Source organism: Butyrivibrio proteoclasticus B316, from assembly GCF_000145035.1.
GTDB classification, from domain to species: domain Bacteria; phylum Bacillota; class Clostridia; order Lachnospirales; family Lachnospiraceae; genus Butyrivibrio; species Butyrivibrio proteoclasticus.
Window position 1 is genome coordinate 58,372 of record NC_014387.1, and the last position, 14,832, is coordinate 73,203.

Consider the following 14,832-nt stretch of genomic DNA (forward strand, 5'->3'; position numbering starts at 1 on the left):
TTCAATTAGATTTTTTACACCAGGTATTATAACTAGTTAATAATCAATTGCTTTAGCCAGTACATGGAAGAAGAGCCATCACATTCATTTGAGTGTGATGGCTCTTTTTCAGTGCACATAACGGCGTACGTTTCTAATATTTTTTACTTACAATCATTACAATAGCCGTATACTTCAAGGTTATGTCCGGTTATCTCAAAGCCGGGAATAGAATGCTCTATTTCGTGGCTGATCTCATGGAGCGGACAAGTGCCAAGAGGTATTTTTTTGTGACATTTGAGACAGACTGCGTAATGTCTGTGCTTACCATTATTGAGTTCATAAACAGCATTTTCTTCAGTAGATAAAATGGTTTTGGATATTACTCCTGCTTTTTCAAAGGCTATGAGATTCCTATAAATAGTTGAAAAAGCATACATCTCCTTGGGATGTTCATTATTGAGAAGAGAGTATATCTCCGCTGCTGAAAGAGGTTCGTGATTTGAGTATAGTATCTTGTAGATATCTATTCTCTGCTTGGTCTTCTTAAATCCTTCAGGCCAGTTTCTCTCTATTATCTCATCGTACGATTCGGGGTGTATCTTACAGCTCATAAGTGACCTCTTTTACCATATCATTGATCAAATTGTGATTCCCAGTAAATCAATGAGAAGTCCAACAACAGTTCCTATAGCAAATAGCAAAATAGCAATGTTAATGTTCTCTTTTTTGTCATCATTAACTCTAAATAAAACCAAAAGACCGATACCGGCGCCAACAAGGAGACCTGACATCATGGTTCCGAGAGTGATCATCTGATCAAGGTACAGCTCAGTTATGATAACAGAAGCTGCGCAATTAGGAATAAGTCCAACAATTCCGGCAAGGATATGGCTGATAACAGGGCTGGTCTTGAGAAGAAGCGCTACATTATCTGATCCTATGAGTTCAATCACAAGATTGAGAATAAGTGAAAGAGCAAGCACAAATAAGAATATGTGGATAGTGTGAACTAAAGCTGACTTTGCAATGCCAAGAAATCCGGTGTCCTCCTCATCATCGCAGTGGCAATGCTCTTTCTCGCAGAGAGCTTCTATACGTACAGGATCATTTGCAGATTTGCTGTGAGCTTTGTGATATGCGTGAACAATAAAATCAATTATGAATCCTGCAATTATACCGATGAGAGCCTTGATAGCCAAAATCTTGATCATAGTAGGAATTGGCACCTGCTCGGAAATAAAAAGAGGAACCATCTCATCTGAAGTAGATAGATATATTGCTATCAGAGTGCCAAGTGTAATGACTCTTCCTGCATAAAGGTTTGAAGCTGCAGCAGAGAATCCACACTGAGGGAAGACTCCAATAAGTCCGCCCCAAAGAGGGCCAAAGTACTCAGTCTTCTCTACAATACCTGAAGTAAACTCGGCAGTCTTGTGCTCAAGATATTCCATAATAAGATATGTAATAAATAAGAAAGGAAGGATCTTGAGTGAATCTATAAGTGCATCTAGTACTACGTCTAAAATAAGTTCCATTTTGTCTCCTTTACTAAATGTGAATCGACGTTGATGCAAATGCAAACCATTTGCATTTTGAAAAATTGCAAAAAAAAGAGCAAGAAGCGGGTGATGGGAATCGAACCCACGTATCCAGCTTGGAAGGCTGGTGTTCTACCATTGAACTACACCCGCAAGGTGCTGACAAGAATGTATTGTACTAACTTTTATATAGTGTGTCAAGTTTTTTTGTGATAAACTATCTTTGTTTGTCATTTGACATAGTGTTTTGCTGGTGTTAATATAAATCCTACTAAGTTAGTAGGAAATGGTTTTGCGTATAAACGAAAGGAACTATTGTTATGTCAGAACAGTCTTTATTACAGGTCAAGGATTTATCAGTATCAATAGATAATGAACTTCCTATACTTCATAATATCAACCTGGATATCAAGCCGGGCGAGACTCACGTGCTCATGGGACCAAACGGAGCAGGTAAGTCAACTCTTGGATTTACTCTAATGGGTAACCCACATTATAACGTAACTAATGGTAGCATCACATTTGAGGGACAGGACATCACAGATGCTTCTTCTGATAAGAGAGCCAAGGCTGGAATGTTCCTTTCATTCCAGAATCCATATGAGGTTCCCGGAATATCTCTTAGCAGCTTTATCAGAAATGCATATCATGCTCAGACAGGTGCTCCTGTTAAGCTTCTTGCATTCCAGAAATCACTTAAGGCAGCCATGGAGATACTTTCTATGGATGAATCTTATGCAGACAGAGATCTTAATGTAGGATTTTCAGGTGGTGAGAAAAAGAAGGCTGAGATTCTGCAGCTTCTTATGCTCAACCCTAAGTTTGCAATACTTGATGAGACTGATTCAGGTCTTGATGTAGATGCTGTTCGTACAGTATCCAAGGGTATTGAAGAATATCAGAAAAAGAAGGATGGAGCTCTTCTTATAATTACACACAGTACTAAGATTTTGGAATCTCTCCATGTTGATTATACACATGTACTCGTTAAGGGTAACATTGTTCATACCGGCGACGGTTCACTTGTTGATGAGATCAATGCAAACGGATTTGAGAGATTTGTATAAAGAGGTTTGATATGAGCGATAACAAACAGATTGTGGCCGATATCGACCGCAGTTTATATGATTTTAAGGATGTGGAGTCAGAAAAAGACTTCTATCGTATGGCAGAAGGTCTCACAAAAGAAACAGTTCTCAAGGTATCTGAGGAGAAGAACGATCCTGAATGGATGCGCGATTTCAGACTTAAATGTCTTGAGCTGTATGAACAGATCAAGATGCCAAATTGGGGCCCTAGCATAGAGGGACTTGATATGGACAGAATATCTTCTTATGTACGACATAAGTCAGACATGAAGGGTAAGTGGGAAGATGTTCCTGAGGATATCAAGAACACATTTGAGAAACTTGGAATTCCACAGGCAGAGAGAGAATCTCTTGCAGGTGTTGGTGCTCAGTATGACTCAGAGCTTGTTTATCACAATGTCAAAGATGAAGTAGCTGCTCAGGGCGTTATTTATACTGACCTTGAGAGCGCCATTCACGGCGAATATGCTGACATGATCAAGGAACACTTCATGAAACTTGTGCCTCCTACAGATCACAAGTTTGCAGCACTTCATGGAGCTGTTTGGTCAGGCGGATCTTTTGTTTATGTTCCTAAGGGAGTTAAGGTAGAAATACCACTTCAGTCATATTTTAGACTGAATGCTGCCGGAGCAGGACAGTTTGAGCACACACTTATTATAGTTGATGAGGGAGCTGATCTTCACTTTATCGAAGGTTGTTCAGCACCTAAGTATAATGTAGCCAATCTCCATGCCGGCTGTGTAGAGCTTTTTGTCGGCAAGGGGGCGAGACTTCGTTACTCAACAATTGAGAACTGGTCCAAAAATATGTATAACCTTAATACCAAGAGAGCTGTTGTTGAGGAAAACGGAATAATGGAGTGGGTATCAGGATCCTTTGGTTCTCACACATCTTACCTGTATCCTATGACTATCCTCAAAGGAAATGGTTCCAAGATGGAATTTACAGGTATCACTTTTGCAGGTAAGGGACAGAATCTTGATACAGGAGCCAAGGTTGTTCATGTAGGAGAGAGAACTTCTTCTGTTATTTCTACCAAGTCAATTTCCAAGGACGGTGGAATTGGTACTTACAGGAGTAGCGTAACTATCCAGAAGACAGCCAAGAAAGCGAAGGCATCAGTATCATGTGATTCCCTGATGCTTGATAGTATTTCACGAGCAGATACAGTCCCTGCAATGGATATTCGTACTAATGACGCTGATGTAGGACACGAGGCCAAGATAGGAAGAATCAGTGATGAAGCGATTTTCTATCTTATGTCACGAGGAATCAGTGAGGAGGATGCCAAGGCTATGATCGTAAGCGGCTTTGCTAATCCGGTTTCCAAAGAGCTGCCTCTTGAATATGCTGTTGAGATGAACAATCTGATCAAGCTTGAAATGAGCGGTCACTGATCAGACATGATAGAGGTTGTTTCTTAGTTTAAGATTTGGGAGCATAACATGAATACAGATTTGAATATGAAGGTTAATGTACTTCCGGTTTATACCTACAATTTTCTCAAGGTTAACGATAGTACAATTGATGCTTCAGACATAAAAATAGATACAGTAGATTGCCCTAAGCCGGACGCAGTTCCTCAGGGCGTTACACTTAATAGCGGCGTCGCATTTGAGGAGGCAGGCGAAATCTTTAGGGCTAATAAAGACAAGATCCTTGTTTCTACAGGAGTTCCCGGAGAGCCAAATGGTGATACTTCTGCTAGAGATTCCGAGCAGGTTATCAGAACAGGAATGGGAGTAGATGTTGATAAGCTCTTTATTTCAGCTGGAGCTACATGTGATGTCTACACAGTAGATGAAGGTGCTATTGTTGAGCAGCCTGTAGTTATTCGTTTTGATATGAAAGATGGACAGGGATGCCTTGCATCTAATGTCATACATGCCAGAAAGAATTCTGAAGTAACAGTTATTATGGACTATGCTTCAGGAGAAGATAAAGAAGCGTCCGGATTCCTTGGCGTTAGCACCAGAGTTTTGGTAGAAGAGGGGGCAAGAGTTAATCTTGTTAAGACTCAGATGCTTGGAAATGGATACCTTCATTTTGATGATCTTGGCGGTGTGTGTTTTGAGAAGGGTGCTATCAGACTTGTAGGATTAGAGCTTGGAGCCAAGAAGGTTTGGAATGGGAGCTACATTAACCTGGCAACAAAAGAGTCAGATTTTACCAGTGATATAGGATTTCTTGGAAGAGATGATCATCAGATCGACATAAATTATGTTGCTGATCACAGGGGAAAAAAGACCAATGCTCTTATGCAGTTTAAGGGTGTGTTGATGGATGAAGCCCAGAAAACTCTGAGATTTACTATTGATTTTAAAAATGGAAGTGCCGGCTCTGTAGGTGATGAGCAGGAAGATGTACTTCTTTTGGGAGAAGATGTAATTAACCGTACAATGCCAATTATTCTCTGTCAGGAAGAAGATGTTGACGGAAGACATGGAGCTACGATTGGTCAGCTTGGCGAAGATCTTTTGTTCTATATGCAGTCAAGAGGTATAGATGAAGAAGAGGCTAAGAGGATCATGATCAGGCAAGACTTGACAGTGTTGCAAGGCTTATCCCGGATGCGGCTCTTATGCAGAGAGTTCAGTATTATATTCAGGAAATAATATGATCATAAGAATTGCTCCATGACTTTATTCATGGAGCAAAAATACTATATTCTAATAGATTATCGAGGAGAAATACCCATGGGTAGTTTGCAGGATTATCGCAAGGACTTTGATATTTTGAATTCCGGCGATTACGTATATTTTGATAACGCAGCAACATCTCAGAGACCAAGACAGGTACTAGATGCTGTCACTAATTTCTATAAGACAGCTAATGCCAATCCTCTCAGAGGATTATATGATTGGAGCGTTGCAGCTACAGATGCATACGAAAATGCCAGATGCACAGTTGCTGATTTTATCGGTGCCAAAAGAGCGGAAGAAATTATTTTTACAAGAAATACTACAGAGTCACTTAATCTTGTGGCCTACAGTTATGGACTTGAAAATGTTCATGAAGAAGATGAGATTGTTGTTTCTGTAATGGAACATCACAGTAATCTTCTCCCATGGCAGATGGTAGCACGTAAGAATGGTGCTAAGCTTGTTTTTCTCGAGCCTGATGAAGAAGGCATTATTTCCAAAGAGGAATATGAATCCAAGATTACTGACAAGACCAAGATAGTTGCAATTGGCCATGTTTCTAATGTAATGGGAATTACTAATCCGGTTAAAGAAATAGCAGAATATGCTCATTCTAAGGGAGCAATAGTAGTTGTTGACGGAGCACAGTCAACTCCACATATGCCTGTGAACGTGCAGGAAATTGGAGCTGATTTCTTTGCACTTTCAGGACACAAGATGCTTGCACCAATGGGAATCGGTGCTCTTTATGGAAGATATGAGCTTCTTGAGAAAATGCAGCCATTTTTGACTGGTGGCGAGATGATCGAATATGTTACCAGAACAGATGCTACCTATGCTGAAATTCCTCATAAATTTGAAGCAGGTACAGTGAATGCAGGTGATGCTGTAGGACTTGCTGCTGCAATAGAGTATATTAAAAACGTAGGATTTGATACAATAGAAGAGCAAGAATTAAAACTTACCAAAAAGCTTATGGAAGGCCTTGCTAAAATGCCTTATATCAAGGTATATGGCTCTAAGGATTACAGAAAGCACTGTGGAATTGTGACATTTACCATGGAAGGAGTTCATCCTCATGATATGTCTTCTGTTCTAAACGATGATCATGTATGTATCAGAGCAGGACATCACTGTGCACAGCCTCTTATGCAGTTTATAGGAGCGGGATCCACTGCTAGAGCCAGTGTATATTTTTATAATACAGAAGAGGAAGTAGATATCTTCCTTGATAAGCTATCCAAGGTTAGAGAGGTTATGGGATATGGAGCTTAAGCAGTTATACCGTGAAATAGTCAATGAACACAATCTTCACCCTGTTAATAAGGGCAAAATTGAGAACCCGGATCTTGTCCTTAGAGGTGTTAATCCAAGCTGTGGAGATGATATTACACTATATCTTAAACTTGATGGAGATACTATTAAAGAGGCTTCTTACGATGGAAACGGGTGCGCGATTTCACAGGCATCAGTTGACATGATGGTTGATCAGATACTTGGCAAGAACAAGGAAGAAGCTATTAAACTTGCAGGAACATTTATGGGAATGATCAAGGGTGAGATTACAGACGAAGAGAGTATAGAGGCTTTGGATGAAGCAGCTGCCCTTCAGGATGTAGCTCATATGCCTGCAAGAGTTAAATGTGCAGTACTTGGCTGGCATACAATGCAGGAGATGCTGGAGCACCCTGAGAAAGCTCAGGAGAATTTGTAAAATAATAGTGACAGATAATAAGACTCAGGACGTTTTCAGGCGTTCTGAGTCTTATTTATTATATGGGGCTTGCATGGGCCTGGCTTTATTCCCGAACGAAAAAGGCTTAAGATATTTATATGCAGAACATAGAACTAATTAGAAGTAATAGAAAAACAATAGCTATAGAAGTGACCAAGGATTTAAGGGTTATAGTCAGAGCGCCACTAAAGGTATCTATTAAAGAAATAAACCGTTTTGTTGGGGAGAAGTCCGACTGGATAGAAAAAAGCCTTAAAAAGATGCAGGAAAGGGCAAATGAGGCACCAAAGGGGAAAGCATTATCAGAACAGGATATAAAGCTTCTTGTGACAAGGGCGAAAAGGATCTTGCCGCCTAAGGTTGATAAATATGCCAAGATAATTGGAGTTGACTATAACCATATTACCATCAGACTTCAGAAGAGCAGATGGGGAAGTTGTTCGGGGAAAGGCAATCTGAATTTTAACTGCCTTTTGATGCGAGCACCGGAAGAAATAATTGATTATGTCGTAGTACATGAATTGTGTCATAGATTAGAAATGAATCATTCTGACAGATTCTGGGCACATGTTGAGAGAGTAATTCCTGATTATAAAGAAAGAAGGAAATGGCTCAAAGAGCATGGGAGTGAGCTTAGTTATATGTGAGACACTGCAAGATTCGAAATGCTAAGGGAATGAGCCATACCGACAGACTCGGAACGAAGTTCCTCGTTGTCGCGGCTTTTAAAAGATGTGAAGCACTGCAAGATTCGAAATGCTAAGGGAATTGAGCCATACCGACAGACTCGGAACAAAGTTCCTCGTTGTCGCGGCTTTTATGGTATACAGCAAGATTCGAAATGCTCCGCATTTCTCATTTACGCGGCATTCGCCGCATAAATTTCCATAAATCCAAAAAATTCTTTAGTTGAGCAAGCTCCACACAGAAATTTTTGGATTCATGGAATCTTGCGTGGCTCATTTTAACACGAAAAAAAGTACCATCCCCATGAGATATACCCACGAAAACAGTACTCGGCGTGCACCGCCAGGGTCTCGAACCCTGGACAACCTGATTAAGAGTCAGGTGCTCTACCAACTGAGCTAGCGGTGCTTATTATGTTTGCTTGGCTTGTGTGGCCATGTCTTAACGACAAGTGATATATTACTACGGCAAATTATAAAATGCAAGCACTTTTTTGAAAAAAATTTAAAAAAATTTTGGAATGCAGTATTTATGCGGTTTTCACAGCAAAATTTTTGTGATAAATTATATGAAGCAGGTCTAAAAAGTAAGTTTTTTAGAAAAAAGATGTGTTTTTTGGAGGAAAAATGATTTTTGATACGCATGCTCATTACGATGATGAGCAATTTGATATAGACAGAGAATCCCTGATTGGCTCTTTTAAGGATGCAGGGATCGGAAATGTAGTTGATATTGGAGCAAGCCTTGAAACTTCGCAGAAGGCAATAGATATAGCACATGAGTATGATTTCTTTTACGCGGCTGTGGGTGTTCATCCTTCGGAAGTAGAAGAGCTTAATGAAGATAACATCAAAAAGCTCTACGAATGGAGCAGAGATGATAAATGTGTGGCGATTGGAGAAATAGGGCTTGATTACCACTGGCCTGATCCGGCACCTGAGCTTCAGAAGAAATGGTTTAAAGCTCAGCTTGATATAGCAAGAGAGGTAGAGCTTCCGGTAGTCATTCACTCAAGAGATGCGGCGGCAGATACTTTGGATATTTTGAAGAGCGAGCGCGTAGGAGAGATTGGCGGAGTCGTTCACTGTTTTTCATATTCCAGAGAAGTTGCCAAGCAGTGTGTAGATATGGGATTATATATAGGTATCGGTGGTGTTCTTACATTCAAGAATGGCAGGAAAATGGTGGAGGTCGTAGAGCAGACTCCAATGGACAGGATATTACTTGAGACAGATTGTCCATATCTTGCCCCTGAGCCATTTAGAGGAAAAAGAAATAACTCTACCTATCTTCCTTATGTTGTCAGCAAGATGGCTGAGATAAAGGGTATTAGTGAGGAAGAGGTAATTAGGATCACTGAAGAAAACGCAAAGAGAATGTACAAGCTGTGAATAAGCTTTTTAACGACCATAAGAGATTTGAATTGGAGGAAATATGGCATATTTAGGAAATCCGGCAAGGACCAAAGAAGTACTGGCAAAGTTTGGTATGAGTGCCAAGAAGAAATTTGGGCAGAACTTTTTAATAGATAGTGGTGTTCTTGATGGGATAGTTAGCGCGGCTGGAGTGACCAAAGATGACTGCGTACTGGAAATCGGACCGGGAATAGGAAGTCTTACCCAGTATCTTGCTGAGTCTGCGGGTAAAGTGGTTGCTGTTGAAATCGATAAGACGCTCATTCCTGTTCTTGCAGATACTTTATCAGAGTATGACAATGTAACTGTAATAAATGAGGATGTTCTCAAAGTAGATATAGAAGCAATTGTTAAAGAGTATAATGGCGGCAATCCTATTAAGGTTGTTGCAAATCTTCCCTACTATATTACAACTCCAATCATCATGAAGCTCTTTGAAAGTGGCGCTCCTATAGAGAGCATCACAGTAATGGTGCAGAAAGAAGTTGCTGATCGTATGGCTATGGGACCTGGCAACAAGGACTATGGATCTCTTTCTCTTGCTGTGGGATATTATGCCAAGGCTAGCGAAGTTATGGACGTTCCGCCCAGCAGTTTTATTCCTCAGCCAGGAGTAGGTTCTGCTGTTGTTAAACTCACAAGATACAGCGAGCCTGCTGTTTGTGTGCAGGATGAAAAATACATGTTTGAGATCATCAGGACTTCTTTTAACCAAAGAAGAAAAACCTTGTCTAATTCTCTTGCAAATAATCCTGCACTGAGGGTTTCAAGAGATCAGGTCCAGGCGGCCTTAGCAGAAATGGGAATTGACGAAAAAGCACGTGGGGAAATTCTAAGTTTAGAGCAGTTTGCAAGGCTTTCTGATATTTTACAAAGAAGTAGTGCTATGATAAACTAGGTTTGTATGTAGTTTTGTTGGTACCAAAGGGGAAAAGTTTTGGATAAAGTGGAGTATAAGATCAGGGCGGATGAGATTAAGGCTCTGATTGGAGAAGGCAGATATGCCGAAGCAGTGAGAATTGCTGATACAATAGACTGGAAGCGTGTCAAGAGCGTGTCTATGCTCTGCACTATCAGTGACTTATATAAGATCAATCGTCGTTTTGAGGAGAGCAGAGATGTTCTTCTCATGGCATATGACAAGCATCCTACAGGAAGGCCGATCGTATATTCATTGTGCGAACTGGCCATTAAAATGGGTGAATTTGTACAGGCGGTTGAATACTATAAAGAATTTGTCAGGATCGCGCCAAGAGATACTGGCAGATATATCTTACAGTACAAGCTCTATGAGGCTCAGGAAGTAAGTCTTGAAGAGCGAATTGCTGTCCTTGAAGAATTCAAAAAACATGACTATAGAGAGAGATGGGCATATGAGCTGGCTTACCTGTATCACAGGGTAGGTCTTACTACTGAGTGCGTCGAAGAGTGCGATGAGATGTTTCTGTGGTTTGGTGAGGGCAGATATGTCATGAAAGCCCTTGAACTTAAGGCCCTTCATGAACCTCTTTCTCCTGAACAGCAGGATAGATATAACAGATACAAGATTAAGAACGGTATCATGACTGAGTCAGCTACGATACCTGATGCTCCTGCGGCTACTCAGGCAGATACAGCAGAGATACCTGCGCCTTCAGCAGAGTATGTTCCTGATGGTAAACAGCCTACTAAAGAGATGCCACCGGTAACAGATGAAGTGATAAGAGAATACACCATGTCTCGCAATATACCTCAGGAACCGGTACAGGACACAGTTGTTTATGAGGGACAGGAGCCTTCAGAAGTTCAGGAAACAGCTGAACCTGTCCAGAATGCATCTCCTGACACAATAGTTTATCCGCATATCAATGAGATTAAAGAGCCATCTGTTGATGTAAGTGCATATAATACCATGAATCTTCAGGAAACACTTGCAGCAGGGCTTAAAGAGATTTATGCATCTGAGAATGATGCACAAACTCAGGAGTCTGTACAGACAGGCAATATGCAGGAAGTCTTTTTTGATACTCAGACAGTGGATATTCCTACTGCTCCGCAGATGGGAATTGATATTAAATATGGCGGCAATGGCCCTATTCTGGGACAGGCCAAGGAATACGAGCAGGAATCATCACAGACAGGACCTCTTTACAGAACACCTGTATATGAGGAGAAACCACTAGAGGATGAAGTTCCGGGAGCTGTTATACATCCTAATGCAAGTTACCAGATGCCTTCTCACTTAGAGAATATGCTGGCACAGGAATCAGATGGACAGATCAGCATGGCAGTCCAGCCACAGCCTGAAGTAGAGAAACAGATAACAGGTCAGATCAGTATTGAAGAGTATCTTGGAAACTGGGAGAAATTCAAAAAAGACCAGCAAGAGAAGCAGTTTGCAGCAGTTAAGAAAAGAGTTGCAGACGAAACAGGCAATATGTTTGCTGATTTTGATGAGCAGACAAGAGAAGGCCTTCAGGAGAAGATTGAGAAGGCTATCACAGATGCTCTTAAAAAGGAACAGTACGAAAAGGCTTCCGGAAGAGGCGACTGGTCTGTTAACAAAGAAGATGTCATTAACGCAGCAGTTGATGAAGTAATAGATGAAGCTGAACAAGAGGAACTTCCGATATCAGATTCTGCAGAACTTGATAAAATTCCTGAGGAAACACCTGAGGAGGTTGATGCAGACAGAGATACAGTCGAGCAGGAACTTGCAGCTGTAGCCAGGGATGAGCAGGAAAAAGAAGCTGAAAACGAACAGACATCAGATGAGACAGAAGCTGATGCAGGCACAGTTGATTCAGATGATGTTGACAGCGACGATCAGGATGAAGCCGATGAGTCAGATTCTGATACAGAAGAACAGGATTCTGAAGAAGAATCAGATAATGAGCCTGCAGAGGAATCTCAAACAGGTCCTCTTCCTAAGGTTGATAAGACGCAGAAATCGGCTAATGAAGATAAGGCTGAGAATTCCAAGACCGATACAGAATCAGGCAAGAAGCATCTTGGTAATAGAGAAATTGAAGAGCGTGTCAGGACAATGACTCCTGAGGAAAAAGAGCTCTTTGGACCATACATCCATCACAAGAAATCCAGAAGACAGATTATTAATGCAATTGATAATCTCAGCATGGATGCGTTTACAGGAAATGCTATCGTCACAGGCGAAGAGGGGGCAGGAACTGTTAACCTTGCCAAGGGACTTATTAAGGCAGTACAGGCTTCTGATTCCAATTTCAGTGGCAAGGTTGCCAAGATCACAGCCAATACTCTTAACAAGAAGAGTACCAGCAGCATTTTTGACAAGCTGGCAAATGGTGCGTTGATCATTCAGAGAGCTGCAGATCTTAACCAGGAAACAGTCAATGAACTTCTTGGAATTCTTCAGGAAGAGAACAAGGGGCTCATTATTATTATGGAAGATACCAAGGAAGATATGGACAGATTCCTTGATAAGAATCCATCACTTAAGCAGAGCTTTAATGTCAGAGTTGATATTCAGGCTCTTGATGATGATTCGCTTGTTGCTTATGCAAGGCAGTACGCTTATGAAAAAGAGTATGCTATTGATAATCTTGGTATACTTGCTCTTCATACCAGAATTTCAGAGAGGCAGACGCTTGACCATGAGGTGACAGTTGCAGAGGTCAAGGATATTGTGGATGATGCTATCTACTACGCAGAGAAGCGCTCAGTTGCTCACTTTGTGGATGTTCTTGTCAACAAGAGATATGATGAGAATGACATGGTCATCTTAAGAGAAAAAGATTTTATGCGCTAAGGAATAAGTAACAAATAAACTGAGGGGGTTATTTATGAGTCAAAAGGTTTTTATATCTGAGGACGACGAGTACTTATTTGGACAGGGCACACATTACGATATTTATGATAAATTGGGAGCTCATCCATCAGAAGAAAAGGGCAAAAAAGGATTCTTTTTTGCAGTATGGGCACCAAATGCTGCAGATGTGCATGTAGTAGGTGACTTTAATGGTTGGGATGAAAATGCCCATCAAATGAAGAGGAGCAAAACAGGTAACATCTGGACTTTGTTCATTCCGGGAGTAGCAATAGGAGCTTTATACAAATTCCTCATTACAGCTCAGGATGGAAGAAAGCTTTACAAGGCTGATCCTTATGCGAATTATGCAGAACTTAGGCCGGGTAATGCTTCCAGAACAACAGATCTTTCAGGCTTTAAGTGGTCAGATTCCAAGTGGTATGAATCACTTAAGGGTAAAGATATGAACCGTCAGCCTATAGCCATCTATGAATGCCATATAGGCTCATGGATGAAACATCCTGATGGCACAGAGGACGGTTTCTATACATATAGACAATTCGCTGACAGAATTGTGGAATACCTCAAGGAGATGAAGTATACACATATAGAGCTGATTGGAATAGCTGAGCATCCTTTTGATGGATCCTGGGGCTATCAGGTTACTGGCTACTATGCACCTACAGCCAGATATGGCGAGCCAACAGACTTTATGTATCTGATCAACCAGCTCCACAAGCATGGAATCGGCGTAATTCTCGATTGGGTTCCGGCCCATTTCTGTCCGGATGAATTTGGTCTTGCATGCTTTGACGGAACATGTATTTATGAAGATCCGGATCCTCGCAAGGGAGAACATCCTGACTGGGGAACCAAGATATTCAATCTGGCCAAGCCGGAAGTCAAGAACTTCCTTATCGCCAATGCTTTATACTGGATCCGCAAGTTCCATATTGATGGACTTAGGGTAGATGCAGTTGCTTCAATGCTCTATCTTGATTATGGCAAAAAAGATGGACAGTGGGTTCCAAATAAATATGGAGATAACAAGAACCTCGATGCTATCGAGTTCTTTAAACATTTTAACAGCGTAGTAAGGGGAACATACCCTAATATTCTCACTATAGCTGAGGAGTCTACAGCGTGGCCCAAGGTTACTGCTCCGCCAGAGGAGGATGGTCTTGGTTTTGCGTTCAAGTGGAACATGGGATGGATGCATGACTTCTGCGAATACATGAAGCTTGATCCATACTTTAGACAGGGTGCTCATTACATGATGACTTTTGCAATGAGCTACAATGATTCAGAGAATTACATTTTGCCATTGTCTCACGACGAGGTCGTACACCTTAAGTGCTCAATGGTAGAGAAGATGCCAGGATACAAGGTTGATAAATATGCTAACCTAAGAGTTGGTTATACCTACATGTTTGGTCACTCAGGTAAAAAGCTCCTCTTTATGGGACAGGATTTTGGTCAGGAAAGAGAATGGAGCGAGAAGAGAGAACTTGACTGGTTCCTCTTGGAGAACGACCTTAACAGAGGAATGAAGGACTATGTAGGTAAACTTCTGGAAATATACAGAAAATATCCTGCTCTCTATGAAGTAGATAATGACTGGGGCGGCTTTGAGTGGATAAATGCCGACGACAAGGAGCGCAGCACCTATAGTTTCTACCGTAGGGCATCTAATGGCAAGGACAATATTCTCTTTGTTCTTAATATGACACCAATGGAGAGAAAGGGCTTTAAGGTAGGTGTTCCATTTGATGGAACCTATACAAAGATTCTCGACAGTGCCAAGGAGTGCTATGGCGGCAGTGGCAGTAGCGTTCCCGATAAGATCAAGGCAGTAAAAGGTCTGTGTGATTACAAGGATTACAGCATAGAATTTGATCTTCCGCCTTACGGCGCAGAAGTATTTGTTTTTCAGACGAAGAAAACAAAGAATTAAAGATTTTAAAAACTAAGCCGAA

Annotated in this window: 12 protein-coding genes and 2 tRNA genes; 10 read left to right on the forward strand and 4 right to left on the reverse strand. The window is 41.1% G+C overall.

From position 1 onward, the window contains the following. Positions 1–143: 143 nt before the first annotated feature. The 3 genes from BPR_RS00245 to BPR_RS00255 form a co-directional block, all read right to left on the reverse strand. Positions 144–593, reverse strand: coding sequence for a Fur family transcriptional regulator (locus tag BPR_RS00245; protein ID WP_013279460.1), 450 nt, complete (start codon positions 591–593; stop codon positions 144–146). Positions 594–620: 27 nt separating this feature from the next. Continuing rightward, entirely contained in the window at positions 621–1,517 is an 897-nt protein-coding gene (locus tag BPR_RS00250; RefSeq protein WP_013279461.1) for a putative manganese transporter, read from the reverse strand. A gap of 85 nt (positions 1,518–1,602) precedes the next feature. After that, positions 1,603–1,673: transfer RNA gene (locus tag BPR_RS00255), tRNA-Gly, on the reverse strand. Between the two features lie 167 nt (positions 1,674–1,840). Here BPR_RS00255 and sufC point away from each other — a divergent pair. The 6 genes from sufC (at position 1,841) to BPR_RS00285 (ending at position 7,635) form a co-directional block, all read left to right on the forward strand. Further along, a complete protein-coding gene (gene sufC, locus BPR_RS00260) occupies positions 1,841–2,587 on the forward strand; it encodes a Fe-S cluster assembly ATPase SufC (protein ID WP_013279462.1) in 747 nt (248 codons plus the stop codon). Between the two features lie 11 nt (positions 2,588–2,598). Beyond that, entirely contained in the window at positions 2,599–4,008 is a 1,410-nt protein-coding gene (sufB, locus tag BPR_RS00265) for a Fe-S cluster assembly protein SufB (RefSeq protein WP_013279463.1), read from the forward strand. Positions 4,009–4,056: 48 nt separating this feature from the next. After that, the gene (locus BPR_RS00270) at positions 4,057–5,226 is read left to right on the forward strand and encodes a SufB/SufD family protein (RefSeq protein ID WP_013279464.1); all 1,170 of its coding nucleotides are present in this window, start codon (positions 4,057–4,059) and stop codon (positions 5,224–5,226) included. A gap of 81 nt (positions 5,227–5,307) precedes the next feature. Beyond that, positions 5,308–6,528: an aminotransferase class V-fold PLP-dependent enzyme gene (locus tag BPR_RS00275; RefSeq protein WP_042256266.1), complete on the forward strand. Its 1,221-nt coding sequence runs from the start codon at positions 5,308–5,310 to the stop codon at positions 6,526–6,528. Next, positions 6,518–6,967 carry a Fe-S cluster assembly sulfur transfer protein SufU gene (sufU, locus tag BPR_RS00280; RefSeq protein WP_013279466.1) on the forward strand — a complete coding sequence of 150 codons (450 nt, stop codon included), beginning with the start codon at positions 6,518–6,520 and terminating at the stop codon, positions 6,965–6,967. The genes BPR_RS00275 and sufU overlap by 11 nt, the downstream gene beginning before the upstream one ends. A 119-nt stretch (positions 6,968–7,086) precedes the next feature. Further along, a complete protein-coding gene (locus tag BPR_RS00285; RefSeq protein WP_013279467.1) occupies positions 7,087–7,635 on the forward strand; it encodes a M48 family metallopeptidase in 549 nt (182 codons plus the stop codon). Positions 7,636–8,010: 375 nt separating this feature from the next. Here BPR_RS00285 and BPR_RS00290 read toward each other — a convergent pair. Continuing rightward, positions 8,011–8,083: transfer RNA gene (locus tag BPR_RS00290), tRNA-Lys, on the reverse strand. Between the two features lie 218 nt (positions 8,084–8,301). On the opposite strand from BPR_RS00290, the gene BPR_RS00295 reads away from it, so the two are divergent. From BPR_RS00295 to glgB, 4 genes are read left to right on the forward strand one after another with little or no spacing between them, the layout of a single operon-like run. Next, positions 8,302–9,066 carry a TatD family hydrolase gene (locus BPR_RS00295; protein WP_013279468.1) on the forward strand — a complete coding sequence of 255 codons (765 nt, stop codon included), beginning with the start codon at positions 8,302–8,304 and terminating at the stop codon, positions 9,064–9,066. A 43-nt stretch (positions 9,067–9,109) separates the two neighbouring features. Continuing rightward, positions 9,110–9,988, forward strand: a complete 879-nt coding sequence (gene rsmA / locus BPR_RS00300) for a 16S rRNA (adenine(1518)-N(6)/adenine(1519)-N(6))-dimethyltransferase RsmA (protein ID WP_013279469.1) — start codon at positions 9,110–9,112, stop codon at positions 9,986–9,988. A gap of 39 nt (positions 9,989–10,027) precedes the next feature. Beyond that, a complete protein-coding gene (locus tag BPR_RS00305) occupies positions 10,028–12,856 on the forward strand; it encodes a hypothetical protein (protein WP_013279470.1) in 2,829 nt (942 codons plus the stop codon). A 34-nt stretch (positions 12,857–12,890) separates the two neighbouring features. Next, positions 12,891–14,810, forward strand: coding sequence for a 1,4-alpha-glucan branching protein GlgB (gene glgB / locus BPR_RS00310; protein WP_013279471.1), 1,920 nt, complete (start codon positions 12,891–12,893; stop codon positions 14,808–14,810). Positions 14,811–14,832: the final 22 nt, after the last annotated feature.